We start from the raw sequence: 24,728 nt of genomic DNA, 5'->3' as shown, positions 1-24,728 counted from the left end.
GACACGGCCTCTCGAGGGGGTGGATGGGAAAGTCAGCCTTTGACGCTGCCGGCCAGGATGCCGTTGACGAAATGCCGCTGCAGGGCGATGAAGATGACCACCAGGGGCAGCATGGCGATCGAGGCGGCGGCCAGCAGTTCGCCGGTGACGGTGGCGTAGTCGGCGCCGATCCGGTTGCCGGTGATGTTCTGCGCCAGTGTGGAGAGCACCACCTGGAGCGTGGCCATGCGCTCGCTGTTGGCCACCACGACCGGCCAGACGAAGTCGTTGTAGATGTTCATCACGGTGAGCACCCCCAGGCCGGCCAGCGCCGGGCGGATCAGCGGCATCACCACCCGGGTGAAGATGCCCAGCTCGCCGCAGCCGTCGATGCGGGCGGCGTCGAGCAGCTCGTCCGGGATGTCGGCGATCACCTGGCGCATCCAGAAGATGGCGAAGGCGTCGACCGCGCCGGGCAGGATCAGCGCCTGGTAGGTGTTGACCCAGCCCAGTTCCTTCATCTGCAGCAGCAGCGGGATGATCAGGACGATGGTGGGCAGCATCAGGGTCACCAGGACCGCGCCGAACAGCAGGTTCTTGCCCACGAAGCGGTACTTGGCGAAGCCGAAGGCGGCCAGCGGGGCCAGCAGCAGGGTCAGGGTGCCCTTGCTGAGCAGCACCACCGCGGTGTTGGCGAAACCGCTGAGCAGCGGCACGTCGTCGAACATCCGGCGGAAGTTGTCCAGGGTCAGGGCCGACAGGTCCAGGCCGAGCGGGTCGGCCACGATCTGCGCGGGAGGCTTGAACGCCGAGACCACGGCCCACAGCACCGGGGCCAGCGAGAGCACCAGCACGATGCCGAGAAAGGTGTGGGCGCCGACGGCGGCGGCTCGTTCACGGGTGTGTTTCATGATCAGTCCTCGGTGCGCAGCAGTCGCACGAACAGCAGGGACAGCGCCATCACCACGACGACCAGCAGGAAGGAGTTGGCGGCGCCGGTGCCGAGGTCGGCCTGGTTGATGTGCTTGTACAGCTCGAAACCGGACGTGGTGGTGGAGTTGTACGGCCCGCCGTCGGTGACCACGAACGGTTCGGCGAACATCTGGAACACGGCCAGGGTCTGCATGATCGCGGCGAACGCCAGGGTGCGGCGGATCAGCGGAACGGTGATCGACCACAGCCGGCGCACGGTGCCGGCGCCGTCGAGTTCGGCGGCCTCGTACAGCGAGTGGTCCAGGCTCTGCAGCCCGGACAGCAGGATCACCACGATGAAACCGGTGGTCTTCCAGATGAACAGCAGGGCCAGCGTGGGCTTGGCCCAGGTGGTGGTGGTCAGCCAGCCCACGTCGGGCAGGCCGGCCAGCGACAGGATCCGGTTGATCGCGCCGTAGTTCTGGTCGAACAGCACCACCCAGATCTGCGCCACCGCCACCAGCGGGGTCACGAACGGGACCAGGAACGAGACCCGGTACAGGCCGCGCAGGCGCAGTTTCGCGTTGTTCAGGCAGACCGCGACCAGCAGGGCCAGGGCGATCTGGGCGGGCACGACGAGCAGCCACAGCACGGCCGAGTTGCCCAGTGAGGCCCAGAACGCCTCGCTGCCCAGCAGATAGGTGTAGTTGCCCCAGCCGACCCACTGCGCCGAGCCCGAACCCCGCCAGTCGGTGAAGCTCAGGCGCAGCGTGAAGAGCATCGGGTACGCGCTGAAGGCGGCGAACAGGGCGATGAACGGCGCGACGAAGACGTAGGGGGCCAGACGGCGGCGCAGCCGGGCCGTGCCGCCCCGGGGCACCGGTGGTGGCGGTTGCGCCGGGGCGGCGCGGGTGAGTGGGGCCAGTGACACGGGATCTCAGCTCCGGTCCACGAGATTCTTCTGGATGTTCTGGGCGGCCTGCTTCACGACCTGCTCGGGCGAGAGGTCGCCGTCGAGCATGCGCTGCACGTCGTTGCCCAGGTAGTCGACGGCACCGGCCCACCACGCGGGAATCGGTGCCCCGGCCGGGATCTGGGCGCCGGCCTCGGTCGCGGTGGCCCACAGGTCCTGGTCGCCCAGGGCCTCGACCGGCTCGAACAGCGGCTTGGCCGGGTCGGCGGCGGGCCGGTAGCTGGGGATGGAGGTGTTCAGGCCCTGCGGGTAGACCTCGCTGGGGCCCCAGACCGCGCTGTAGCCGGCCTCGTCGAACATCAGGAACTCGTAGAACAGCCAGGCCAGCCCGGAGTTCTGGCCGGCCTTGGGCAGCACGAACGACGAGCCGCCCATCGCGCCGCTGCGAGCGCCCCCGGCCTCCCAGGCGGGCAGCGGCATGGCCCGCCAGTCGCCGGAGGTCTTGGGCAGCTGCTGCTGCGGGGCGAAGGAGAACCAGATCGCCCACGGGTAGAACACCTGGTCGCCGGACTCCAGGGCGCCCACGTCGCCGGGGGTGAGGTACTCGGCGCGGGTGCCCAGCTTCTCCTTGCTGACGGTGTCGAGCCAGGTCAGGATCTGCCGGTACTCGGGGGAGTCGAGCCGGAGCTTGCCGTCGGGGCCGGCCAGTGAGGTGCCGAGCTGGTTGGCGTACATCTCCAGCTGCAGCTGGCCGAGGAAGGCGCTCTGCTCCAGGTGGATCGGCCCGGAGCCGGGCCTGAACTCCTGGTAGGTGCGGGCGGCGGCGAGCAGGTCGTCGTACGTCTCGATCGACTCCGGGTCGATTCCGGCCGCGGCGAGCGCCTTCTCGTTGTAGAAGAGCAGGCCCGGGTCGAGGTCGAACGGCACCCCGTAGATGCCGCCGTCCAGGGAGTTGACCGCCACCTTCTGCGCGGCGATGTCCTGGGTGTAGGGCTGCAGCAGGTCTTTCAGGTCCCAGAGGTAGTCGGCGAAGCCGCCCACCTTGGCGTCGTCGAGGAACACCCCGTCGGGCACGTCGGTGCCGGTGATCAGGGTGTTCTGCAGCTTGGCGTCGATGTCGACGGCCTCGTGCCGGACAGTGACGTTCGGGTACTTGGCGTTGAACATGGCGATGGCGGCCTCGAAGACCTTGAACAGGTCGCCCGAGCGGTCCCAGATCACGATCTCGCCGGAGGGGTCGCCGGTGGGGGCCTTGAGCCGCTCGCCGCCGGTTGCGGTCTCGCCGGGGGACTCCTCGGTGATGGACGGCCCGCAGGCGGCCAGGGTGCCGGCCAGGGCGGCCACCAGCAGCCCGTTCATCTGCCGCCGGGTCAGGCCGCCGGGGCGGGGTACTGCGGACATGAGCACTCCCTTGTGCATGACGTTCGTGGTTTGCCTACGTGTGCAAAGTAGGGGGTGTTTGCACACGTAGGCAAGACCTAGACTGGAGGCCGGTGGAAGCGGACTCGAGGAGGATGCCGGTGGCGGCGACGTTGCGGGACGTGGCCCGGCACGCGCAGGTCTCCCTGCGCACCGTCAACAACGTCGTCAGCGGGTACCAGCACGTCAGCGAGGCGATGCGCAGCAAGGTGATGGCCGCGATGGAGGAGCTGGACTACCGGCCCAACCCGATCGCCCGCACCCTGCGCACCGGCCGCACCGGCGTCCTCGCCCTGGTGGTCCCCGAGATCGACGTGCCGTTCTTCGCCGAGCTGGCCCGTGAGGTCATCCACGCTGCGGCCGGCATCGGCTACCGGGTGATCGTCGACCAGACCGGGCACGACCACGAGCGCGAACGGCAGCTGCTCACCGGGGCCGACCGCACCATGCTCTTCGACGGCCTGCTGTTCAGCCCGCTGGTCACCCCGGCCGAGCTGCAGGAGATGCAGGAGGCCCCGAGCGTGCCGCTGGTGCTGCTGGGCGAGCACGACTTCGACGGCCGCTACGACCATGTGGCGATCGACAACGAGCAGGCCGCGCACGACGCGGTCAGCCACCTGATCTCGGTGGGGCGCAGGCGGATCGCGGCGATCGGCACCCAGCCGCACGAGGAGTACGCCACCCCGCAGCAGCGCACCGCGGGCTTCCGGCGGGCACTGGGCGAGGCGGGCCTGCCGCTGCAGCCGGAATACGTGCGCGCGGCCCCGCACTATCGGCGGGCGGCCGGTTACGAGGCGGCGTGCGACCTGCTGGCCCTGCCCCAGCCGCCCGACGCCATCTTCTGTTACGCGGATCTGCTGGCCATGGGCGCGATCCGGGCGGTGTTCGACGCCGGGCTGAGCGTGCCCGAAGACGTGGCCGTGGTGGGCATCGACGACATCGAGGAGGGGCGCTACTCCCGGCCCACCCTCAGCACGGTCTCGCTCGACACCCCGCACATCGCCCGCCAGGCCGTGCAGCGACTGGCCGCCCGGATCGACGATCCGGCCCAGCCCGCAGTGCAGATCACCGCCCCGCACCGGGTTCTGCCGCGCGAGAGCACCCGGCCGGCCGGGTAACCGGGCCCCCGTCGCCCTTCCTCACCAGATCAGTTAGGTTAACGGTCTGGTCGGTGTCACGGAGGACTTCGGAGGCGACATGGAACCCGCACGGCTGAGCGAGGGCGAGGCCCTCGGCGTGCTCGACGGCCTGCTGCCGGAGCTGGCCGAGGAGGCCTCGCGGCGCGATTCCGAGCGGGTGCTGCCGCACGCGGAGATCAGGAAGCTTTCGGACGCCGGGCTGTTCGCCTTGTCGGTGCCCGACCGGTTCGGGGGAGCGGACGTCTCGGTCGAGACCCTGACCGAGGTGTTCCGGCGGCTGTCCGCCGTCGATCCCAGCATCGGGCAGATCCCGCAGAGTCACTACGTCTTCCTCGAGGCACTGCGCCTACAGGGGACGCCCGCGCAACAGGCTCGCTTCTTCGGCGAGGTCGTGCGCGGGGCCCGGTACGCGAACGCCCAGACCGAGCGGGGCGGGCGTACGATCACCGAAGACGCCACCACGCTCACCCCCGACGGGCCGGGGCAGTACCGGCTGCAGGGGCAGAAGTTCTACGCCACCGGTTCGCTCTTCGCCGACCGGCTGCTGGTGCGGGCCGTCCTGCCGGAAAGGCCGGAGGGGCCGGTGGCCAAGGCCATCGCCTTCGTGCCGGCCGACGCACCCGGGGTCACGATCGAGGACGACTGGAACGCGATGGGCCAGCGCACCACCGGCAGCGGCACCGTGCGCCTGGAGAACGTGCTGGTCCCTGAGGACGACGTGGTCCCGTTCACCCCCATCTTCGATCAGCCCACCTACTACGGAGCTTTCGCCCAGCTGCTGCACGCCGCGATCGACGCCGGGGTGGCCCGGGGAGCGTTGAACGAGGCCAAACAGCAGGTGGCCAAGGCCCGCCCGTGGTTCGAGGCGGGCGGCGAGCGCGCGGTCGACGACCCGCTGCTGGTGCAGACGGCCGGGGAGGCCGAGATCACCGTGCGCGGCGCGGAGGCCCTGCTGAAGCAGGCCGCCGAACTGGTGGGCGTGGCCCGCAGTGCTCCGGACGCCGCCAACACGGCCGAGGCCTCGGTGGCCACCGCCGTGGCGAAGGTGACGGCCGCGCGGGCGGCGGTGGAGGCGTCTTCGGTCCTGTTCGAACTGGGCGGCACCCGCTCGGCGCTGAACTCGCTGAACCTGAGCCGGTTCTGGCGGGACGGCCGCACCCACAGTCTGCACGACCCGGTGCGCTGGAAGGTTCAGCACATCGGCCGCTGGCTACTGGACGACGTCGCGCCGCCCCGGCACGGCCAGATCTGAGGACAGTTCATGTCACTGAAGTTTCACTGGTTCCTGCCCACCTACGGCGACTCGCGGTTCATCGTCGGCGGCGGGCACGGCCTGCCCGCGGGCACGGCCTCGGGTGACCGGCGGGCCAGCATCGGCTACCTCAGCTCGATCACCCGGGCCGCCGAGGAGTTCGGCTTCACCGGCGCGCTCACCCCGGCCGGGGCCTGGTGCGAGGACGCCTGGCTGACCACCGCGATGCTGAGCCGGGAATCGGAACGGCTGAAGTTCCTGATCGCCTTCCGGCCCGGCCTGATCAGCCCCACCCTGGCCGCCCAGATGTCCGCCACCTTCGAGGCGCACGCCCCGGGCCGGCTGCTGCTGAACGTGGTCACCGGGGGAGAGGCGCACGAACAGCGGGCCTACGGCGACTTCCTGTCCAAAGAAGAGCGGTACGAGCGGTGTGACGAGTTCCTCACCATCATCCGCGGACTCTGGCGCGGTGAGAAGGTCACCCACACCGGCAAACACATCCAGGTCGAGCAGGCCACCATCCCGTCGGTGCCCGCGGTGACCCCGGCCCTGTACTTCGGGGGCTCCTCGCCGGCCGCCGGACCGGTCGCCGCCGAGCACGCCGACGTCTACCTGACCTGGGGCGAGCCGCCCGCGAAGGTGGCCGAGAAGATCGCCTGGATCCGCAAACTCGCCGCCGAACGCGGCCGGGAGATCAAGTTCGGCATCCGGCTGCACGTGATCACCCGCGACGACGCCGACGAGGCCTGGGCCCGCGCCCGTCAGCTGACCGACGCGCTGGGCGAGGACGTGGTGGCGGCCGCGCAGAAGGGCCTGGCCCGCAGCGAGTCCACCGGCCAGGCGCGGATGCTCGAGCTGCACGAGGCCGCCCGGCGTAACGGCGGCTGGCGCGACCCGCACGCGCTGGAGGTGGCTCCCAACCTGTGGGCAGGCGTCGGCCTGGTGCGGGGTGGGGCCGGGACGGCGCTGGTCGGCAGCCACGCCGAGGTCGCCGACCGGATCGCCGAGTACGCCGAGCTGGGCATCGACGAGTTCGTGCTCTCCGGCTACCCGCACCTGGAGGAGCTGTACTGGTTCGGTGAGGGCGTGCTGCCCGAGCTCACCCGGCGCGGGCTCTTCCAGACCCCCACCGCCCAGGCCACCGGGCACGTACCGTTCCTGCCCGCCCAGCCCTGAGACCGATACGGCGACCGATGCGCGCGGGCAGGTTCTGCCGGACGATCGCGGCATGATCTTCGCCGTGCTGGAGGACCTGGCCCGTGTCACCGCGGACACCGCCGACGAGCAGCTGAAACTGCCCACCCCGAGCGGCGACTTCACCGTGGCCGACGTCAGACGGCACCTGACCGGCGGACTCACCTACTTCGAGGCCGCTTTCCGGGATCCGGACGCCGACGACCGGGGGGAGGACCCGCACGCCTACACCGGGCCCGACAACCTGCCGGCGGTGATCCCGCAACTGTCCGTCACCCTGCGCTCCGCGCTGGAGAACGGGATGGGCGGGCGCGAGGTGAAGGTGCTGGAACTGGGCGGCGTCTTCCCGGGTGCCATGGTCGTGGACCTGCTGCTGATCGAGGCCTTCACCCACGGCTGGGACCTGGCCCGGGCCCTCGATCGGCCCTGGGAGCCCGACCCTGCGATCAGCGAGCACACGCTCGCGGTGTTCCAGAACGTGATCCGCCCGGAGTTCCGCGGTCCGGGAATGGCCTTCGCGGAGGAGTTCCCGGTCGGCCCGCAGGCCTCTGCGGTGGAGCGGGCGGTGGCGTTCGCGGGTCGTGACCCGTACTGGGAACCACGGGTTCAGGGCTGACGGCAACTGGCTCCCGAGTCACCGTGATGGTGACTGGGAGCCAGTTGTCGTCAGACCAGGTCAGATCAGGTCAGATCCAGGTCGGATCAGTCGACCCACCACTTGCCGCACTTGGTCACGCCGCTCATCTCGGCGCAGGCGCGGGCGGCGTAGTTGGAGTTGTAGACCGAGTCGGTGCGATTCGGCCACGAGCCGCACATCTTCCAGCCGTCCCGCTTGGCCTCGGCGTCCGACTTGATGCCCTTGAAGTTCGGGAACGAGCGGAAGCTACGGTCCACCCACACCCGGTCGCCCGACTGCCGGCCGGACTTGATCTCGGCCCGGCTGAAACGGTCGAAGAGACGCTCGTTCTGCAGTTCCACCACGCGACCCGCATAGGTGAAAGAGGCCCCGGAGTCGACCCGGCGGAACTGCCCGGCGACGGTGTGCTCGTCGCAGTCCGACTGCGCGGCCTGCGCCGACGTGGTGCCGAAGGCCATCAGCGCAGTGGCCGCCAGCACGATGGCCAGCGCGGACAGAGCCAGCCTGCGAATACCCAGAATGTTCTTCATGTTTCCCCTCCAGAACGCCCGACCGCACCCAGACCAGGGATGGGTGTCCGGTGACGGGCCAACGATCCGGTTCCCCCCGGATCTGGTCGGGAACGTTACCAGCGGGTTTCGGCACCGGAAAGGCTTACGCCCGACCGTGCCCAGATGGTAAGGGGGCTGTGGTTCAGGCCCTGGCTGCGGTGAGTAGTTTCTCGGTGACTTGAGCAAGGCGTGCGCGGTATTCGGGGGTGAGGGCCTCGGGAATGCTGGGCTGGGCCTCGTTCTCGCTGTGGAAGTACTTCCCGCTGACCCCGGCCAGGGCCGGGTCGTCGACCAGGCGGCGGGTGGCGTGCAGCCCTTTCTCCAGTGACTCCTGGGCGTCCACCCCGGACGCCTCCACCATGCGGGTGGGCATGAAAGTGGCCGGGTGCAGGCTGTTCACGGTGATCCCGGTGCCGTCCAGCTTCTCGGCCAGGCTCGCGCTCCAGCTGATCAGGGCGAGCTTGGACCGACTGTAGGCGCTCGGCTCGGTGAAATCCTTCTCGTGGTCGGGGTCTTCGAAGTCGAAGGCGGCCTGGCCCACGGAGGCGACGTTGACGATGCGTGAGGGAGCCGCCGCCCGCAGGAGCGGCAGCAGTTCCCGGGTCAGGAGCACCGGGGCCAGGTAGTTCACCGCCAGTCGCAACTCCAGGCCGTCCTTGGACAGCTGGCGGTCGGTGCCGGTGACGTGGAAGCCGATGCCGGCGTTGTTGACCAGCACGTCGAGCCGGTCATGACGTTTGGCGACCTCGGCGGCCAGGTCTCTGGTCGCGGCCAGGGACGTCAGGTCGGCCTGATAGGTCTCGCCGCCGGTGGCGGAGGCGACCTCGCCCAGCCGGTCGTGGTCGCGGCCGTGCAGGAGGAGCTGGTGCCCAGCACCGGCCAGGTCCTCGGCCAGGGCCCGGCCCAGCCCGCTGGTTGCTCCGGTGATCAGGATCGTGGCCATCTTCGGCTGCCTTCCGTCGGCTTCGGGGTGGTGGCCACGACGCTATCAACACCTGTTGAGAAAACTCAACAGGTGTTTAGACGGGGTCGGCCCTAGGATCGAGGTAATGAGCAGGGAAAGGAATCACCGTGGCCGCACGCGCTGACGAGGCCGGAGGGGGCCGGGCCTGGTCGCGTCCGGCCAGCCGGGGTGACCTGCGGCTGGAGGCCCTCCTGCGGGCGGCCGAGGAACTGCTCGAGGAGAAGCCGTTCTCCGAGGTCTCGGTGGGGGAGATCGCCGGCCGTGCGGGCATCTCCCGCCCCACCTTCTACTTCTACTTCGACACCAAGCACGCCCTGCTGGCCGCCGTGCTGGAGCGGGTCACGCAGGACAAGCTGCAGCTCGCGCTGCGCGGCCTGGCGCCCGAGGCCCCGGACGACGACCCGGCGCGCACGTTCCGCGAGAGCTACCACGAGATCCTGCGACTGTGGCGGGAGCACGCCGCGGTGGTTCTGGCCGCGTCCGACGCGATGCGCTCGGACCCGGTGCTGGAGCGGGTCTACGCCGACATGAACGAGGCCTTCGTGGTCTCGGCCACCGCCTGGATCGAACGCGAGCGGGCCACCGGCCGGGCCCCGGCCGGGGTGGACGCCCGCACGCTGGCCACCACCCTGGTCTGGATGAGCGAGCGCAACCTGTACTCGATCCTGCTCGGGCCCCAGGACGAGGCGCAGGAGGAACTGCGGATCGAGGCGCTCGCGCAGGTCTGGATCCGCAGTACCTACGGCGCCGACACGCCCCTCGTGCCCTGACGGTGCCCTGAAACCGTCCTGAAACGTAGTGGTGCCCGCCGTCAAGGACGGCGGGCACCACTACCGGATCGAAGGGTCAGCTCTGGCCACCGCCGGGCTGGACCACCCCGTTCACCGTGAGCTTGTAGGGCGCGTACTGCTGGCCCTGCTCGGTCGGCTCGTCGTAGGCCACCACGGCCACCACCTGCTCGGCCTTACGCAGTTCGCGTACCTCCGGGCTGCGGCGGCCCAGGTCGATGCCGGACTGCCCGTCGAAGGTGATCTGGGCGGCCCGTTCCTTACGGGCGTCCAGGCCGATCAGCCGCACGTTCCAGTTGGCCACCGCCACCGGGGCGATCTCGGTGGGGGAGTCGAACGGCTCCAGGCTGGAACCGTCGCTGAGCTTCGTGCTTCCCACGGTCAGGTCGTCGATGAGCAGGCCGCCCTCGTTGACCCCAGCGTCGCTGACGTAGCGGATGCTGACCAGGATCTCCTGGCCGGCATAGGCCGACAGGTCGTACTCGTGGGCCTCGAAACCGCTCGTGGTGCCGTTGAGGGCGGGGCCGAACGGGCCGTCGACCGTCTTGTCACCGGGAAGCGGTGTGCTGTAGGTCTTCCCGCCGTCGGTCGAGACGCTCACGTAGGCGTAGTCGTAACCGGCCTCGGCCCCGTACTTGGCCAGGAAGCGCAGCTTCGGATCGGTGGTGGGCACACTCGCCTCGGTGACCAGGGCGGCGTCGGTGTTGTTCTGGTTGCCGGAGAACAGCACCGGGTTGCCCGGCCGGTCCGGATCGTTGCTGACCACCGTCCAGGCCAGCGGCAGCGGCGGCAGGGTCTTGGCGCCGGCGAAGGTCAGCGTGTCGATGTCCTTGCCGCGGATCGGCTTTCCGTCCTTCATGACCGGCACGTAGTCGGCCCCGTTGGGGGCCGCGCCCGGGTCGAGGTACGACTGCGGGTTCGCCAGGTTGATCGAGGAGTTCAGGCTCTTGCTGGTCACCGCGCTCTTGTCGGCCCCGGTCAGCTTCGACTTCTTGGACGAGTCGAGGAAGGCGTCGAGCACGTTCGAGGACTGGAAGTCGTGCAGCACGTCGTACACGTCCTGCTTGACGCCCTCGTTCTTGAGCTGGGCCGCGACCCCGGCCAGGCCCTGGTGCTCGCCGTCGCGGTGCAGGCCGGAGATGAAGTCCTGGCCGTAGCGGTCGTAGAGGAACAGCAGGAACGCGTACGCGTGGCCGTAGTCGGCCAGCACCGCGTTCGGGTTGTCGCTGTCCTCACCCCACAGGGTCAGGGAGTTCTGCGCGCCGCCGCTGTCGCGCGGGTTGCGGTTGTACGGCGTCTCCACCGTGGAGTAGCCCTGGTAGGAGATCAGGTGGTTGTCGAAGCCGGGCTCGAAAACGGTTGCGGTGGTGTTCGAGTAGCCGACCAGCGAGATGGCGAAGTCCGACAGGCCCTCGTTGACCCACGTCGACTCGCTCAGGTCGGTGTAGTACTGCAGCAGGTGCTGCCACTCGTGCGCGAAAACGCCTTCGTACAACCACGGACGAGCGGGGCGGCTCGTGCACAGGTCGCTGGTGGCCGCGTCGGCCGGGTTCGCGGTGGTGCGATGCGCCCAGTCGAACGCATCGATCGTCATCACGTTCCGGTCGAAGAGCTCGTTCAGGGACGCGGAGAAGAAACCGGCGGTGTAGGTGGGTACCGCGGGGAAGTCGAAGAAGTTCTCGTCGCGCACGTTGTCGACCAGCGTGACGGTCTTCCCACCTCCGCCGCCGTACTCGCCGCCGTTGCCGTTCGCGTCCGGGCCCAGCAGGGCGTTGCTGCCGTCGCGGTCGGGCGGGGTGCTGAAGGCCGCGGTCTCCTTCGGGTACATGTTGGTGTCGAACTGGGTGATCAGCCCGGCCACCTGCGCGTCGGTGACCGTGGTGCTGCCCGGCACGGCGTTGCGGCAGTCGCCCTGAGGGAAGGCGATGTCGTTGGCGACCCACACCTCGATGTGATCGCCCACCCCGCGCAGGGTGTAGTCCTTGCGGTAGTAGACGCCGTTCTTGTCGTCCAGGGCCAGCCACTGCCGCACCGTGCCCACCCCGGGGGTGGTACCGGCCTGCGCCTTCGACTGGGCTTTCCGCTGCGTCCGGGGGCGGTCCGGTACCTCGACCTTCTCACCCTCGACCAGTTGCGGGTCGCGGACGCCCATGGTGATGTCCGAGGCGATCCCGGCCCGCTCGGGTTCGGGGGCGGCGGAGCTGGGGGCCGCGGACGGCACCAGAGCGGCGAGCGGGACAGCGAGGGCGAGGGCGACAGGCGCAGCCAGTCGTTTCCGGACCATCTGATCTCCTCGGAGGTTTGGGTGCGACCTCCGAAAGAGTGGGCCGTTCGGTCCGGCCGGGGTCCGGCTTTGGATCAAACTCAGTCGTTCAGATGACCGGGTCGGTGTTACTGCTGGGCCGGTTCTGGCTGTAGGGCCGTTTCGCCGGACTTGCGCTGGGCGTGGCCGGGTTTGAGCAGGACGAGCTGGTGTTCCGCGTGGGTGGCGCCGGTCTCGGTGTGCACGAGGGCCGAGACGATCGCTTCGTGGTCCGACTCGGTCCAGCGGTCCCGGTGCTGGCGCTGGAACTCGTCCCACGACGGCACGGTGAACCGCTCGAGGATCAGCTGCGGGTCCGAACCGTCCTGGTACAGCCCCCAGGAGTAGCCGCCGGTGCGGCGCCGGGCCCGTCCCACGGCCCGCATCGACCGCTCGAACGCATCGAGTTCCCCGGTCCGGACCCGGTAGGTCTTGACGATCGTCACCGGCCCGTCGGCCGGCTCGGGATCGAAGACGACGGTGGGAGTGGGCCAGGCCGTCGAGACCCCGCGGGCCAGGCTGCCGGTGGCGGCCAGGAGCGGCAGGAACCGGACGCTCGCGGCCACCAGGGCGAGCAGTGTCGCCGAGACGAGCAGGGCCGGGGTCAGGCCGAGGTGTGAGGCGGCCAGGCCCCAGACGAACGAGCCCAGGGCCTGGGTGCCCATGAACACCAGAAGGTAGACCGACATGCCGCGGGCGCGCACCCAGTGGGCCAGGGAGAGCTGCACCGAGGCGTTGAGGGTGGTGAGTGTTCCGATCCAGGCTGCTCCGGAGATCAGGAGCAGGGGCAGGACCGCCCAGACCGGCAGGACGGCCACCGCCACGACCCCCAGGGCGTAGGCCAGGGCCGACAGCACGAGAATGCCGTTGCGGGAGAACTTCTTGGCCAGGACCGGGTTGAGGGCGACGCCGGCCACCGCCCCGATCCCCACGATGCCCAGCACCAGGCCGTATCCCGAGGCGCCGTAGTGCAGGTGCTGGGAGGAGGCCAGCGGCAGCAGGGCCCACAGGGCTGAGGCGGGGAAGGCGAAAAGGGCCGAGCGCAGCATGATCCGGCGCACGATCGGCGCCGACTGCACGTAGTGCACGCCGGTGACGATGGAGCGTCCGAGGGGTTCCCGGTCGCCGGAGCGGTCTCCGGCGTCGCGGTCCCACCAGGCCAGGGCGCCGATGATCACCGCGAAGCTGAGCGTGTTCACGGCGAAGACGGCCGCCGGGCCGGCCGCCGCGACGAGTACGCCACCGGCGGCCGGGCCCACGGCCCGGGCGGCGTTGACGGTCACGCTGCCCAGGGCCGAGGCGGCCGGAATCTGTTCCTTGGGTACCAGTTCCGGCTGGATCGCCTGCCAGGCCGGGGAGGTCAGGGCCGAGCCGCAGCCGAGCAGGAACGTCATGGCCAGCAAGAGGCCGGGGGTGAGGGTGTCGGTGAACGCCAGGGCGGTCGTCACCCCGGCGGCGACGGCGGTGTACGTGCTGACCGCGATCAGCAACCGCCGCCGGTCGAGCAGGTCGGCCAAGGCCCCCGCGAACAGCGACAGGAACAGCACCGGGAGCAGGCTCGCCGTCTGCACCAGGGCGACGACGGTGGCACTGCTGCGGTGTTCCACCAGGAACCACTGGGCCCCGACGGTCTGCATCCACAGCCCGATGTTCGAGATCAGCTGGGCCACGAACAGCGTGCGGTACACGCGGTTGCGCAGCGGCGCCCAGGCACTGGGCCGGTGTTGCGGGGGCATGGGCCGGTTGCTCGACATGGTTCTCAGCTCAGCGCTTTGACGGCTTCTTCGACGACGGCCACGACCTCGGCCGGCTTGGCCAGCATCACCAGGTGGGGCGCGTCGATCTCGACCACGGTGCGCAGGCCGGCCCGCTGGTAGCCGAAGCGCTCGACGTCCGGGTTGATGGTCTTGTCGGCGCTGCTGACGATGCCCCAGCCCGGCTTGGTCTTCCAGGCCGCGACCGGCGCCGGCTCACCGAACGCGGCGGCGGCCAGCGGGCGCTGCGAGACGGCCAGGACCTCGGCGGTCTCCAGCGGGACACCGGCGGCGAAGACGGCCGGGAACGCCTTGGGCTCGACCGAGACGTCGGTGCCGGGCTCGGCGCCCTCGATCGGGTACGGCGCGTAGACCAGGTGGGCGGCCAGGTCCGAGTCGGGGAAGCGGCCCTGCAGTTCGCCCAGGCTCTCGCCCACTTCGAGGGCGTAGCCGGAGACGTAGACCAGGCCGACGACGTTCTCGGCCACGCCGGCCACCGTGATCACGGCACCGCCGTAGGAGTGGCCGACCAGCAGCACGGGGCCCTCGATCTGCTCGACGAACGAGCGGATGTAGGCCGCGTCGCCGGTCAGGCTGCGGTTGGGCACCGGCGGGGCGAAAACGGTGTGCCCGGCGTCGAGCAGCCGGCGGGTGACCGGGGCCCAGCTGGCCGCGTCGGCGAAGGCGCCGTGGACCAGGACGATGGTCGGGGAGGACGACATGTGCGGTGCTCCTGTTCCAGGTGTTCGGGTGGCTGCTTATTCGGCGATGAAGGCGAGGATGTCCGCGGTGAGGGACTTCTGGTACGCGCCGAAGATGCCGTGCGGGGCGCCCGGGTAGGTCACCAGGCGGCCGTCCTTGACCAGGTCGATGGTCTTCTCGGCGGCGGCCTTGATCGGCACGATCTGGTCGTCGTCGCCGTGCGCGATCATGATCGGGACGGTCAGGGCCTTCAGGTCCTCGGTGAAGTCGGTCTCCGAGAACGCCTTCACGCAGTCGTAGGCGGCGGCCAGGTTGACCAGCATGCCCTGGCGCCAGAAGTCGTCCTTGGCGCCCTGGGAGACGTTCGCGCCGGGGCGGTTGGCGCCGAAGAACGGCTCGGCGAGGTCCTTGTAGAACTGCGAGCGGTCGTTGAGCACGCCGTCGCGGATGTCGTTGAGGGCCTCGATCGGGGTGCCGTAGGGGTTGGTCTCCGACTTCAGCATGATCGGCGGGACGGCGCCGGCGGTGACCACCTTCACCACCCGGCCGGCCGCGTGCTGGGCGGCGTAGCGCACCACTTCGCCACCACCGGTGGAGTGACCCACGACGACCAGGTCGCGCAGGTCGAGCGCCTCGACCAGCTGGGCCAGGTCACTGGCGTAGGTGTCCATGTCGTTGCCGGTGTACGTCTTGGAGGAGCGCCCGTGGCCGCGGCGGTCGTGGGCGATGGCCCGGTAGCCGGCGTCGGCGAACACCTTCAGTTCCTTCTGCCAGGCGTCGGACGACAGCGGCCAGCCGTGGCTGAACAGGACCGGCTGACCCTCACCGTGCTCGGTGTAGTAGATCTCGGTGCCGTCGGTGGTGGTGATGTACGACATGGTGTCTCCCGCTGTGTGGTGTTTGCGTGAGATCAACTCTGGTCTGTCGCACGGGTGGTGTCGTCGCTGCTAGCGGCCATTGCCGGGGGATCGGTGGCGGGGGTGGCCACTACCGGGTAGCGGGGTGGTCGCTCAGGCCCGGGGGCGGTAGGGGATCCGGATCGTGATGCTGGTGCCGGCCCCCGGCGGGCTCACGATCGCCAGGGTTCCCCCGGCCACGTCGATGCGGTCGTGCAGGCCGATCAGCCCGGAACCGGTGCCGGTGCGGGCACCCCCGACCCCGTCGTCGGTGACCACCAGGTCCAGGACGCTCCCGTCGGTGCGGGCCGAGATCGTGACCTCGGACGCCTGCGCGTACTTGGCGGTGTTGGTCAGGGCCTCGGCCGCGGCGAAGTACGCGGCGACCTCGACCGCGTCGGGCAGCCGGGTGGGGATGGCGATCGACAGCGAGACCGGCACGGGGGAGCGCCGGGCCAGGGTCTTCAGGGCGGCCGCCAGACCGCCGCGGGACAGGATGGCGGGGTGGATGCCGCGAGAGAGCTCCTGCAGGTCGGTGTGGATCTGCGACAGCGTCTCCACGCAGTGGTCGAGTCTGCCTCTCAGCTGCGGGAACTCGGCGGGCACGGCGGCCTGGGTGGCCCGTAGCTCCAGGCCGAGCGAGACGATGCGCTGCTGGGCGCCGTCGTGCAGGTCGCGCTCGATGGTGCGCCGGGCCTGGTCGGCGGCGGCCACGACGCGGGCGCGGGAGCGGGTGAGCTGGGCCCGGGTCTCGCTGTTGTACACGGCCGTGGCGATCAGGTCGGCGAAGTCGGTCATCCGGGCCTGGATGTCCGGTGCGGGCGGGTGCTCGCCGATGCCGACCACCACCGCTCCCCAGGTGCGGCCGTCCACGGTGATCGGCACCCCGATGCCCCGGACGAAGGCCCGCCGGCGCAGGCGCCCGGCCACCGGCCCGGTCGCCTCGGCGTAGTCCACGGCGACCGGTTCACCGGTCTCGAACACGATCGTGCAGACGTTGTGGCCACCGACCCGGAAGCGCTCGCCGATCACGAGACGGCTCTCGTCACCGTCCTCGTCCTCGGCGGCCAGCACCTCGTACTGGACGCTTCGCGCTCCGTCCTCACCGGCGTCCTCAGGCTTTTCGGGGTTCTCGAAGCGGACCACCGAGACGTGCTCGGCGTCGAGGCTGCGAGCCAGCTCGGAGGCGGCGACGCCGTGCACCTCGTCGGGCTCGGCCCGCGAGGCGACCAGCGTGGCGGTCCGGCGCAGGGCAGCCTGCTGGCGGGCCAGGTCGGCGGTCTGCCGGTGCAGGGTCTCCCGGTCGCGGGCCGCGGCCAGGAGCGCCTCCAGAGCCGGCACCACCCGCCGCACCCGCCGGGCATCGCCGGGCGCGAGCTGGCCGGGCACCATCAGCGAGCCCACCGGTGTGGCGCCGTCGTGCAACAGGATGCGTTGCTGACCTGGTGTGGGCTCCTGCTCGGGCGCACCCAGAACGGCGCTTCCCGGCGGTAGTTCCAGCACCTCGGCCAGCCGGGTGCTCGCGGTGTCGAGCATCTGCGCCGGGTTCACCTCGCGCAGCATGGTCCGCGCCAGTTCGGCTAGCAGGTCGGCCTCTCTGCGGCGCTGCTCCGACTCGGCCGCGCGCAGCCGGGACTGGCCCACCAGCACGTTGGTCAGCAGCGCGAGCACGGTGAACACGATGACGGCCGGCACCAGCGAGTCGCTGTTCTCCAGCACGTGGACGTAGGCGTAGGCGGCGGCGCTCGCGGCCGACGTGGCCAGGGCGAGGCCGAACTCCCAGCTCGCCGAGATCACCAGGACACCGAAGAGGAACAGGGCCCCGAAGGCGCTGTCCGGGGCGATCTGGGTGAGCAGATGCACCAGGAACACCTCGGCCGCGATCAGCCCGGCCGCGACCACCACCCCCAGACCCAGCGGTGGGGGCGTGGGACGCAGCACTTTCAGCAGCAGGCGCTCACGGCGGGTGGGGGCATCGTGCTCGGTCACGTCGCACAGGCTCACGAACGCCCACCCCGGACGGGCAAAGGTGCCGCTAGCGGGAATGTGCCCACCGCAGTGCTCTGCCACGCTGGTCGAATGAGGTACATGGACCACCGCTGTCTGATCGTGGACGACAGCCCGACGTACTGCGCAGCGGTACGCGACATGCTGGAGGCCGCGGGGATGACCGTGGTGGCCACCGCCGCGACGCTGGCCGAGGCCGTCGAGGCGGCGAACACCCACCGGCCCGACCTCGCCCTGGTCGACATCGACCTGGGCGCCGAGAGCGGGTTCGACGTGGTCGAGGCCCTGCAGAAGGTCGAGGTGCCCACGCCGGCCGTGATCCTGGTCTCGACCCACGACCCGGACGACTTCGCCGAGATGATCGCGGACAGCTCGGCCATCGGTTTTCTCCAGAAGTTCGGGCTCTCGGCCGAGCTCATCGCCCAGATGGTGGCCGGGCACCCGCGGAACTGAGACGCCACGCTCAGGAGATGGTGTCGAGGTAGAGGATCACGGCCCGCACCCGCCGGTGGTCGTCCGCGGTGTCGGCCAGGCCGAGCTTGGACAGGATGCTCTTCACGTGCTTCTCGACGGTGCCCTCGGTGATCCACATGCGCCGGGCGATCCCGCCGTTCGACAGCCCCTCGGCCATCAGCACGAGCACCTCCCGCTCGCGGTTGCTCAGCGCGGCCAGCGGGTCGTCCCGGCGCCGGGCCGAGACCAGCTCCTGGATCAGCGCCGGGTCGATCACGGAGGCACCGTCGGCGATCCGCCGGGCGGTGTCGATGAAGTCGGCCACGTCGGTGACCCGGCTCTTGAGCAGGTAGCCGATGCCGCGCCCACCGTCGAGCAGTTCCAGGGCGTGCTCCACCTCCACGTGCGCGGAGAGCAGCAGCATGGCCACGTCGGGGAACTCGCGCCGGATCTTCAGGGCCGCGTCCAGGCCCTCCGCAGTGTGCGTCGGGGGCATCCGGATGTCGATGACCGCCAGCTGCGGCGGCTGCTCACGGATGGCCGAGACGAGCTCCTCGGCATCGCCCGCCTGCGCCACCACCTCGAACCCGGAGCGGGACAGCAGACTGGCCACACCCTCCCGCAGCAGCACGTCGTCATCAGCGACAATCACTCGCAGTGACGCATCGACGGTGCCGGGGGAGGTCATGCGAGGACGTTAGGGACTCTGGCTGCCGGTGAACAAGTGTCCTGATGAGCGGTGCTCGTCACGAGTGTCTGCGCCGGCGGGAAGGGCAGCTCAGTCGAGGCGGACGTCGAACACGGTGAGGTGTTCGTTCTCGGCCCGTTCCACCGGGCGGGCCTGCCGTCCGATCGGCGTGGCCCGGTGCTGCTGCAGATAGTTCTCGAAGGCCAGGTGTTGCTTGTAGTCAAGGGCAGCCTCCTGCACGGGGGAGAACGGGCCTGGCTCGACCGGGCTGAAGGTGACCTCGAGCCGGCGCGGCAAGGTGCCGGAAAGCACAGTCAGGTGCTGACCACATCGATGGTGGACGTCCTGAGTCAGTTCGTCGGCCTCGCCCGCTTCCAGCGGGCGGGCCACCGCGCGGGTGATCACCATCTCCAGGGTCCGGGCGTCAGCGGTCGGTGTTTCCGGCACCGCCGTCCAGGAGATGCCCGAAGGGCCGAGTCCACCGGCAGTCAGAGCCTCCCGGAAAGCGCCGGAGACCAGCGGCAGGTCGGCGGAGAGCACAGCGAACGCCCCGATCTGCTCCGCGGCCTCGGTGGGGATCCCGATCCGCCACAACAGACCGACCCACGCAGTCTCCGGGGCCGGGACCACGTGCGTCCGCAATTGGGCCGGTTCGAAACGGGAGACCTCTTCGGCCACGTCGAGATAGAAGTCCTCGGTGAGCCGGCGCAGCTCCAGCTGCTCACGCCGCGCCCGGAAGTCGAAAGGCTCCTTCAGATCACTGAGCGGCACCGACGCCCGCCGCAGCAGATCCAGCCGCTGGGCCGGCCCGAGCTGGGCCCGGTCGTAGTAGCGGTAGCCGGTGCTGGGCTCGACGAAGGAAGGCAACAGGATGCCGCGCTGGTGGTACAGCCTCAGCGCCTTGGGGCTCAGGCCGGTGAGGGCGGCGAACTCGCCCGCTGTGAATTCCCGGGTCATGGGTTCAGCGTGAAGGTGGCCCCAGGGGACAGGTCAACCCGCCGATGGCTGAGGTGCCGTCCTCGAGGAGGCCGACAGGGCGCCGAGTAGCTGCAGGCCCTCCGCTGCGGGGGTGCCGGGTTCGGCGTAGTACATGAGCCAGAGCACCCCCTGGCCGTCGGCGACGTCGAGGTATTCGTAGTTCAGGTCGAGATCGCCGACCTGAGGGTGGTGGAACAGCTTCTGGCCGTTGCTGAGAGGGCGCACGTCGTGGCCGGCCCAGCGCACACGGAAGTACTCGTTGCGGGTGGACAGTTCGCCCACGAGGTTGGACAGGCTCTTGTCGTAGGGGTTGCGGCCGGCTGCTGCCCTCAGGATCGCCACCACCGGCTCGGCGACGCTCTCCCAGTCGCGATGCAGGGTGCGGGCTGCCGGGTCCAGGAAGATGAAGCGGGGCAGGTTCCGGATCTCTCCCGGGGGCAGCGGGTTCCTGAACATGGGTGAGTACAGTTCCTCGCCCAGCGCATTGGCGCCCAGCACGTCGCCCTTCTCGCTGACCATGATCACTGCAGCGCCGGTGACGGTGTCGACCAGCGTCTGCAGGCCCGGCCGAGCCTGTGGGACATCCTTGCGGGGGCGGGTGCGACGGGGAGCTGGGCCGAGGGCCCGCACCAGGTCGAAGAGGTGGGCCCGTTCGGTGTCGCTCAACTGCAGGGCCTGGGCCACACCGTGCAGGACCTCGTCGGACGCTCCCCGGGCCCGGCCCTGCTCCAGCCGCGTGTAGTACTCGACGCTGACCCCCGCCAGGTGCGCCACCTCCTCGCGCCGCAGGCCGGCGACCCGGCGACGTCGGCCCTGCGGCTGCGCGATCCCGGCCTGTTCCGGCCTCAGCCGGGCGCGGCGCGTGGCCAGGAACTGCGTCAGGTCGCGGCGGGAGTCCATGGCTCAAAGCATGGCAGCGTCCGCCCGCGTAACCAGGCCCTGCGAGGACCACCCCGGGCAGGGCCTGGTTGCCGTTGCCGGCGGCGCCTTGAATCGAGGTCGTCCCGGGCCGAACCCCGGGCCGGGAGCGATCAGAAGGAAACATCATGCGTGCAGCCCTGTTGTTCGGCGCCGGCGACGTCCGCGTCGAGAACATTCCCGACCCCACTCTCCAGCGCCCCACCGACGCGATCGTGCGGGTCGTGCTCTCCTGCATCTGCGGGAGCGACCTGCACGACTACCGAGGCCTGCCTGCCCAGCAGCAGGGCCTGCAGATGGGCCACGAGATGCTGGGGCTGGTGGAGGAGACCGGTTCCGCGGTCACCGGTCTGAAGAGGGGCGACCTGGTCGTCGCATCGTGGACCGCGCAGGACAACACGTGTGAGTTCTGCCGGGCCGGCAACCAGGTCAACTGCGTGCACGGGGAGATGCTCTCGGCGGCGCAGGCCGAACTCGTCCGGATTCCGCAGGCTTCCGGCACGCTCAGGCCGTTGCCGGTGACGTCCGAAGCCGAAGCCCCGCTTCTGCGGTCGTTGCTGACCCTGGCCGATGTGTACGGCACCGGCCATCACGCCGCCAAGCGGGCCGGTGTGGGCGCGGGAGACACCGTCACCGTCATCGGCGACGGGGCAGTGGGCCTGCTGGCGGTGCTGGCGGCCCGTCGGCTCGGCGCGGAACAGATCGTTCTGATGGGCCGGCACCGGGCCCGTACCGACCTGGGCCGCGAGTTCGGCGCCACCGACGTGGTCGCCGAACGCGGTGAGGAGGGTGTCGCCGCAGTGCGCGACCTGACCGCCGGTGGGTCGGCGAAGGTCATCGAGGCGGTGGGACACCGGCCCGCCTACGACCAGGCCGTGGGCGTGGTCCGGCCCGGCGGCGTGATCAGCCGGGTCGGTGTGCCGCAGTACGAGGAAGCCCCGATCGGCGTGAGCAGCCTGTTCTTCCGCGGCATCACGCTGACCGGCGGCCCCGCTCCGGTGCGCTCCTACATGGATGAGCTGCTGCCCGGCATCCTCGACGGAACCGTCAATCCAGGCAGGGTTTTCGACAGCAGTATCGGCCTCACGGATGTGCCCAAGGGATACGCGGCCATGGATGCTCGGGAGTCGCTGAAGGTTCTCGTCGAACTCTGAACGGTCTCAGCCGGCTACGTGGTACAGCCGCTGGTTGCAGAACTCTTCGAAGCCTCCCCCGGCGCGCTCGCCGAACAGATCAGAGACCTTTTGGGCGATCGCGGCCCGTTCGGTGAGGCTGACCGGCCTGGCCAACCGGCGTCGCTGGCTGGCCGCGGTCGAGGCTCAGGAGGCCGATGCCCAGCCTCACGGCTCGACCGCGCCACCGGCCGGGTCCCGACTCAGGATGCAGCTGCGCTCATTGCTGGAGGTCGGTTGATGGTCTTCTGCGTGCTGTCATGGAAGCCCAGCGGGTGACTCCGAGCGACCAGACATGGACCTTGCCGCTTCGGCCTGACGCCGAGGGGCACGATTGACCAAGCCGAAGACTGCGCGTGGCGTTGACTTGGGGTTTACTATTCAGAAAACCCCAAGTCCACAACCGGCGAGGAGCATGACTTGGCTGTTCAGCCTGGCGGAGAGGTCTGGGAAGACCGGCGCAAGCTCGCGGCAGCGGTGGACAAGGCACTGGCGCTGCTGCTCACGGGGGCGACCGCTGACGCAGCCGAAGTCGAAGGTGTTGACTTCAAGGAAGAGGCCGGGCGCCGCGCCCGCGGTGGGGTGATCCTGCCCGGTCAGCCCCGGAGTGACGCAGTTGCTTCGCAACTGGCCGACGAGGCGGCCTGCCTGGCGAACACGCCAGGTGGCGGAGCACTGATCGTCGGAGTCGCGGACGACGGGCGGGCGATCGGGGCAGCTTCGGAACGGGACTGGCTTCGGCACCGGATCCACGAACGGGTCGACCTGGCACCGGCGATCGAGGAGCGCTTCCTGCCGGACGGCACCCGCCTCCTGGTCATCATGGTGGCCGAATCGCGCGAACCCGTGGAGAACACCAAGGATCAACTGCGGTGGAGAGTGGGTGCCGGCTGCGCCCCGATCGACCGGTCGGAGTGGTGGGCAGAACGTCTGAGGCGGCAGGGCAGTGATCCTCTGGCTGCCGAGACGTCCAAGACCCTGGCCGACATCACTCCGGGAGCCATGTCGGCCGCGAAGCGTCTGCTGCGCGGGACCGCCAAGAGCGACCTGAACGATCACAGCGATCGCGAGTACCTCTCGCGCCTCGGCGTTCTACTCCCCAGCGGCCGGCTGACCGCGGCCGGGGTGCACATGTTCTGCCCCGCCCCGAGAACGGTCCTCGAACTGGCCGTCCTCGACGTGGTCGGCGGGGACGTGATCTCCGGGCCCCCGGACCTGTCCGGGCTGAGCCTGGTCGAGCAGCTCGGCGAGATCGAGGCCCGCCTGGACGTTCTCGACAGCTCCGTCGTCCTGCAGTCAGGTCTGCAACTGGAACCGGTGCGCCGGATTCCTTGGCCGGCCGTGCGCGAAGCGCTGCTCAACGCGATCGTCCACCGCGACTGGCTGCCCCTCGAACCCGTACACCTGACCTGGGTTGCGGCCGACGCCAGCCTCGACGTGGTTTCCCCAGGGGGATTCGCGGGCGGGGTGACGAGCGAATCCGTTCTATCAGCAAGATATTCACGCAATCCTGCACTGGCGGACCTGGCCCGGGCCATGGGGTTGGTGGAACGCCAGGGGATCGGCGTGGACCGGATGTACCGGGAGATGGTCTCTCTCGGCCATCGTCCACCGACCATCCGGCAAGAGCCAGGTCCACAGGTGCGTACGCGTCTGGTGGGCGGCCAGCCGTTGCCGGCCGTGATCGCCTCGATCGGGGCGGTCACACCCACCGAGCGCCAGCGGGACCTTCGGGTTGCCCTGGGCCTGTACGTGATGTTGCGTGACGGATTCCTGACCGCTGCCGCGTTCGCGGCGCTGCTGCAGGTTCCCCTGGACGAGGCGGAGCAGACGCTGGACGTCCTCGCGACCTGCAGCGTGGACGACGAGCCGCTGATCCGTTCCACCTCTGCAGGTCCCTGGCTCCCGGCTCCCGGCATCATCCGGCGGGCCACGGCAGATGCCCGGTCGCTGGAGCAGGCTCAGCGACGGGGCCTGATGGGCTGGTACCGGCCGGGTCAGCGGGCGGCAGAGCACCTGGTGCGCACGTATGTAGCTGCCGCGGGGAGAATTTCGAGCGGTGAGCTGGCCGGGATTACCGGGCTCACCACTCAGGGGGCGCTGAACATGCTCACCCGGATGGAGAACGAGGGGATCGTGAGACGAGGCGCAGCGCAGGGGCGGCGGGCGCACTTCATCGCTGCTGACCTCTGACCGAGTCCAGCCTGGACGGTGCCAGAAGGCCGGACCGGGAAACCTGCTCGGCCACATCCAGATAGAAGTCCGGGCTCGACGAAGGCAGGCAGCAGGATGCGAGTTCGCGTTACAGCTTCAGGGCCTTCGGGCTCAGGCCAGTGAGATTCGCGAACTCGCCCGCCGTGAAGTCTCGGGTCCTGGGGCCAGGTCAACCGGCCCGAACCTCACGAATGCAGGTCGCTCGCGGTGAGCGGCAGATCGTTCCTGCCGGGCAGTCGAACCGCTTCCCCCGGTGGCCCGTCAGGCCCGGCATCGGGGGCCTGGCCGCGGATCCACTGCTGCTCGAACGGCAGTAGACGAGACCAGTTCCGTCGGATGAGGGCGACCAGGGCGTCCCGACGCTCAGCGTGACCGGCTGCGTGAATCACGAGATAGGACAGTGGCATCGCGGGCGGGATGGGACGTCGTCGGCTCTTGGGCTTTGCCAGCCACTGTTCGTACCAGACGCACACATCGTCCCAAATACGGTCATCCGCTACTTCCAGCAATGCGTCGGCCGCGTACTCTCGCACGGCACCGCGATTGTCGGTGAAGGCTCGCCAGAGAACCTGGCTGGATCCGGCCCCGCATCGACGGCCCAGGGACACCAGGGCTGCACACCTCAGATGCTCGGTGCCGGGCCCGGTCCGCGTCAGAAACGCTTCGAGGGCAGGAATTCCTGTGGTGCCGTGTGAATGACCAAGTTGCGCAGCCACGGACACAAGGCCGTGGAGCGATTTGGACGCGTGACCGTCCAGTACCTCAGCGTCGGTTGCCTGCATCGTGCTTCTTCGACGGGATTCGATTCGATCGGACACGAACTTTACTGGGTGAAGGCGTAGGTGCGGATCGGGTCGAGGTGCAGCTCGTAAGGTCGCATACAGTCCGCGCAGAGG

General features: G+C 69.8%; 22 protein-coding genes. 8 read left to right on the top strand and 14 right to left on the bottom strand.

What is annotated here, in order from left to right; genetic code table 11:
* Positions 1-32: 32 nt before the first annotated feature.
* From QSK18_RS19205 to QSK18_RS19195, 3 genes are read right to left on the bottom strand one after another with little or no spacing between them, the layout of a single operon-like run.
* Entirely contained in the window at positions 33-890 is an 858-nt protein-coding gene (locus tag QSK18_RS19205; protein ID WP_232809629.1) for a carbohydrate ABC transporter permease, read from the bottom strand.
* A 2-nt stretch (positions 891-892) separates the two neighbouring features.
* Positions 893-1,822, bottom strand: coding sequence for a carbohydrate ABC transporter permease (locus QSK18_RS19200; RefSeq protein ID WP_285621250.1), 930 nt, complete (start codon positions 1,820-1,822; stop codon positions 893-895).
* Positions 1,823-1,828: 6 nt separating this feature from the next.
* Positions 1,829-3,205 (bottom strand): ABC transporter substrate-binding protein, encoded by a 1,377-nt coding sequence (locus tag QSK18_RS19195; protein ID WP_269809759.1) that lies wholly within the window; start codon positions 3,203-3,205, stop codon positions 1,829-1,831.
* Between the two features lie 119 nt (positions 3,206-3,324).
* On the opposite strand from QSK18_RS19195, the gene QSK18_RS19190 reads away from it, so the two are divergent.
* The 4 genes from QSK18_RS19190 (at position 3,325) to QSK18_RS19175 (ending at position 7,424) form a co-directional block, all read left to right on the top strand.
* Positions 3,325-4,341, top strand: a complete 1,017-nt coding sequence (locus QSK18_RS19190; RefSeq protein WP_232809632.1) for a LacI family DNA-binding transcriptional regulator — start codon at positions 3,325-3,327, stop codon at positions 4,339-4,341.
* Between the two features lie 79 nt (positions 4,342-4,420).
* Positions 4,421-5,614, top strand: coding sequence for an SfnB family sulfur acquisition oxidoreductase (locus tag QSK18_RS19185; protein ID WP_232809633.1), 1,194 nt, complete (start codon positions 4,421-4,423; stop codon positions 5,612-5,614).
* 9 nt (positions 5,615-5,623) lie between these two features.
* Positions 5,624-6,790: an LLM class flavin-dependent oxidoreductase gene (locus tag QSK18_RS19180; RefSeq protein ID WP_232809634.1), complete on the top strand. Its 1,167-nt coding sequence runs from the start codon at positions 5,624-5,626 to the stop codon at positions 6,788-6,790.
* Between the two features lie 52 nt (positions 6,791-6,842).
* Positions 6,843-7,424, top strand: coding sequence for a TIGR03086 family metal-binding protein (locus QSK18_RS19175; protein WP_285621244.1), 582 nt, complete (start codon positions 6,843-6,845; stop codon positions 7,422-7,424).
* 86 nt (positions 7,425-7,510) lie between these two features.
* On the opposite strand, the gene QSK18_RS19170 is transcribed toward QSK18_RS19175, so the two are convergent.
* Positions 7,511-7,975, bottom strand: coding sequence for a hypothetical protein (locus QSK18_RS19170; protein WP_285621237.1), 465 nt, complete (start codon positions 7,973-7,975; stop codon positions 7,511-7,513).
* Between the two features lie 163 nt (positions 7,976-8,138).
* A complete protein-coding gene (locus QSK18_RS19165; RefSeq protein ID WP_285621234.1) occupies positions 8,139-8,939 on the bottom strand; it encodes an SDR family NAD(P)-dependent oxidoreductase in 801 nt (266 codons plus the stop codon).
* Positions 8,940-9,067: 128 nt separating this feature from the next.
* On the opposite strand from QSK18_RS19165, the gene QSK18_RS19160 reads away from it, so the two are divergent.
* On the top strand, positions 9,068-9,730 hold the full coding sequence (locus QSK18_RS19160; protein ID WP_285621228.1) for a TetR/AcrR family transcriptional regulator: 663 nt from the start codon (positions 9,068-9,070) through the stop codon (positions 9,728-9,730).
* Between the two features lie 76 nt (positions 9,731-9,806).
* Here the strand turns inward: QSK18_RS19160 and QSK18_RS19155 are convergent, their stop codons facing one another.
* The 5 genes from QSK18_RS19155 to QSK18_RS19135 form a co-directional block, all read right to left on the bottom strand.
* Complete coding sequence (locus tag QSK18_RS19155; protein WP_285621225.1) at positions 9,807-12,032, bottom strand: M6 family metallopeptidase; 2,226 nt, start codon at positions 12,030-12,032, stop codon at positions 9,807-9,809.
* 107 nt (positions 12,033-12,139) lie between these two features.
* Positions 12,140-13,804 (bottom strand): MFS transporter, encoded by a 1,665-nt coding sequence (locus tag QSK18_RS19150; RefSeq protein ID WP_285621222.1) that lies wholly within the window; start codon positions 13,802-13,804, stop codon positions 12,140-12,142.
* A gap of 5 nt (positions 13,805-13,809) precedes the next feature.
* A complete protein-coding gene (locus QSK18_RS19145; protein WP_232809641.1) occupies positions 13,810-14,526 on the bottom strand; it encodes an alpha/beta hydrolase in 717 nt (238 codons plus the stop codon).
* A gap of 36 nt (positions 14,527-14,562) precedes the next feature.
* Positions 14,563-15,384, bottom strand: coding sequence for an alpha/beta fold hydrolase (locus tag QSK18_RS19140; protein WP_232809642.1), 822 nt, complete (start codon positions 15,382-15,384; stop codon positions 14,563-14,565).
* 132 nt (positions 15,385-15,516) lie between these two features.
* The gene (locus QSK18_RS19135; RefSeq protein WP_232809643.1) at positions 15,517-17,391 is read right to left on the bottom strand and encodes a GAF domain-containing sensor histidine kinase; all 1,875 of its coding nucleotides are present in this window, start codon (positions 17,389-17,391) and stop codon (positions 15,517-15,519) included.
* A gap of 99 nt (positions 17,392-17,490) precedes the next feature.
* Here QSK18_RS19135 and QSK18_RS19130 point away from each other — a divergent pair, with 99 nt between their 5' ends.
* Positions 17,491-17,862 (top strand): response regulator, encoded by a 372-nt coding sequence (locus QSK18_RS19130; protein ID WP_232809644.1) that lies wholly within the window; start codon positions 17,491-17,493, stop codon positions 17,860-17,862.
* Positions 17,863-17,872: 10 nt separating this feature from the next.
* Here the strand turns inward: QSK18_RS19130 and QSK18_RS19125 are convergent, their stop codons facing one another.
* The 3 genes from QSK18_RS19125 to QSK18_RS19115 form a co-directional block, all read right to left on the bottom strand.
* Entirely contained in the window at positions 17,873-18,550 is a 678-nt protein-coding gene (locus tag QSK18_RS19125) for a response regulator (RefSeq protein WP_232809645.1), read from the bottom strand.
* A gap of 90 nt (positions 18,551-18,640) precedes the next feature.
* The gene (locus QSK18_RS19120; RefSeq protein WP_232809646.1) at positions 18,641-19,507 is read right to left on the bottom strand and encodes a MerR family DNA-binding transcriptional regulator; all 867 of its coding nucleotides are present in this window, start codon (positions 19,505-19,507) and stop codon (positions 18,641-18,643) included.
* Positions 19,508-19,540: 33 nt separating this feature from the next.
* Positions 19,541-20,428: a helix-turn-helix transcriptional regulator gene (locus QSK18_RS19115; protein WP_232809647.1), complete on the bottom strand. Its 888-nt coding sequence runs from the start codon at positions 20,426-20,428 to the stop codon at positions 19,541-19,543.
* 146 nt (positions 20,429-20,574) lie between these two features.
* Here QSK18_RS19115 and QSK18_RS19110 point away from each other — a divergent pair, with 146 nt between their 5' ends.
* Positions 20,575-21,600 (top strand): zinc-binding dehydrogenase, encoded by a 1,026-nt coding sequence (locus QSK18_RS19110; RefSeq protein ID WP_232809648.1) that lies wholly within the window; start codon positions 20,575-20,577, stop codon positions 21,598-21,600.
* A 438-nt stretch (positions 21,601-22,038) separates the two neighbouring features.
* Positions 22,039-23,811 carry a DUF5635 domain-containing protein gene (locus QSK18_RS19105; RefSeq protein ID WP_232809649.1) on the top strand — a complete coding sequence of 591 codons (1,773 nt, stop codon included), beginning with the start codon at positions 22,039-22,041 and terminating at the stop codon, positions 23,809-23,811.
* Positions 23,812-24,017: 206 nt separating this feature from the next.
* Here the strand turns inward: QSK18_RS19105 and QSK18_RS19100 are convergent, their stop codons facing one another.
* Positions 24,018-24,614 carry a hypothetical protein gene (locus tag QSK18_RS19100; protein WP_232809650.1) on the bottom strand — a complete coding sequence of 199 codons (597 nt, stop codon included), beginning with the start codon at positions 24,612-24,614 and terminating at the stop codon, positions 24,018-24,020.
* Positions 24,615-24,728: the final 114 nt, after the last annotated feature.

The sequence above is a fragment of the Kineosporia sp. NBRC 101677 genome, assembly GCF_030269265.1.
GTDB classification, from domain to species: domain Bacteria; phylum Actinomycetota; class Actinomycetes; order Actinomycetales; family Kineosporiaceae; genus Kineosporia; species Kineosporia rhizophila.
Note: the sequence above shows the minus strand (reverse complement) of the source record. Positions and strands in the feature narration are given on the sequence as shown.

What these genes read in the sequence shown, in the direction of transcription:
- QSK18_RS19100 (WP_232809650.1), bottom strand. Translation starts at nt 24,614, where the DNA reads ATGCAGGCAACCGACGCTGAGGTACTGGACGGTCACGCGTCCAAATCG.
- QSK18_RS19120 (WP_232809646.1), bottom strand. Translation starts at nt 19,507, where the DNA reads ATGACCCGGGAATTCACAGCGGGCGAGTTCGCCGCCCTCACCGGCCTG.
- QSK18_RS19175 (WP_285621244.1), top strand. Translation starts at nt 6,843, where the DNA reads ATGATCTTCGCCGTGCTGGAGGACCTGGCCCGTGTCACCGCGGACACC.
- QSK18_RS19180 (WP_232809634.1), top strand. Translation starts at nt 5,624, where the DNA reads ATGTCACTGAAGTTTCACTGGTTCCTGCCCACCTACGGCGACTCGCGG.
- QSK18_RS19145 (WP_232809641.1), bottom strand. Translation starts at nt 14,526, where the DNA reads ATGTCGTCCTCCCCGACCATCGTCCTGGTCCACGGCGCCTTCGCCGAC.
- QSK18_RS19185 (WP_232809633.1), top strand. Translation starts at nt 4,421, where the DNA reads ATGGAACCCGCACGGCTGAGCGAGGGCGAGGCCCTCGGCGTGCTCGAC.
- QSK18_RS19195 (WP_269809759.1), bottom strand. Translation starts at nt 3,205, where the DNA reads ATGTCCGCAGTACCCCGCCCCGGCGGCCTGACCCGGCGGCAGATGAAC.
- QSK18_RS19170 (WP_285621237.1), bottom strand. Translation starts at nt 7,975, where the DNA reads ATGAAGAACATTCTGGGTATTCGCAGGCTGGCTCTGTCCGCGCTGGCC.
- QSK18_RS19155 (WP_285621225.1), bottom strand. Translation starts at nt 12,032, where the DNA reads ATGGTCCGGAAACGACTGGCTGCGCCTGTCGCCCTCGCCCTCGCTGTC.
- QSK18_RS19165 (WP_285621234.1), bottom strand. Translation starts at nt 8,939, where the DNA reads ATGGCCACGATCCTGATCACCGGAGCAACCAGCGGGCTGGGCCGGGCC.
- QSK18_RS19115 (WP_232809647.1), bottom strand. Translation starts at nt 20,428, where the DNA reads ATGGACTCCCGCCGCGACCTGACGCAGTTCCTGGCCACGCGCCGCGCC.
- QSK18_RS19125 (WP_232809645.1), bottom strand. Translation starts at nt 18,550, where the DNA reads ATGACCTCCCCCGGCACCGTCGATGCGTCACTGCGAGTGATTGTCGCT.
- QSK18_RS19130 (WP_232809644.1), top strand. Translation starts at nt 17,491, where the DNA reads ATGGACCACCGCTGTCTGATCGTGGACGACAGCCCGACGTACTGCGCA.
- QSK18_RS19205 (WP_232809629.1), bottom strand. Translation starts at nt 890, where the DNA reads ATGAAACACACCCGTGAACGAGCCGCCGCCGTCGGCGCCCACACCTTT.
- QSK18_RS19110 (WP_232809648.1), top strand. Translation starts at nt 20,575, where the DNA reads ATGCGTGCAGCCCTGTTGTTCGGCGCCGGCGACGTCCGCGTCGAGAAC.
- QSK18_RS19140 (WP_232809642.1), bottom strand. Translation starts at nt 15,384, where the DNA reads ATGTCGTACATCACCACCACCGACGGCACCGAGATCTACTACACCGAG.
- QSK18_RS19150 (WP_285621222.1), bottom strand. Translation starts at nt 13,804, where the DNA reads ATGTCGAGCAACCGGCCCATGCCCCCGCAACACCGGCCCAGTGCCTGG.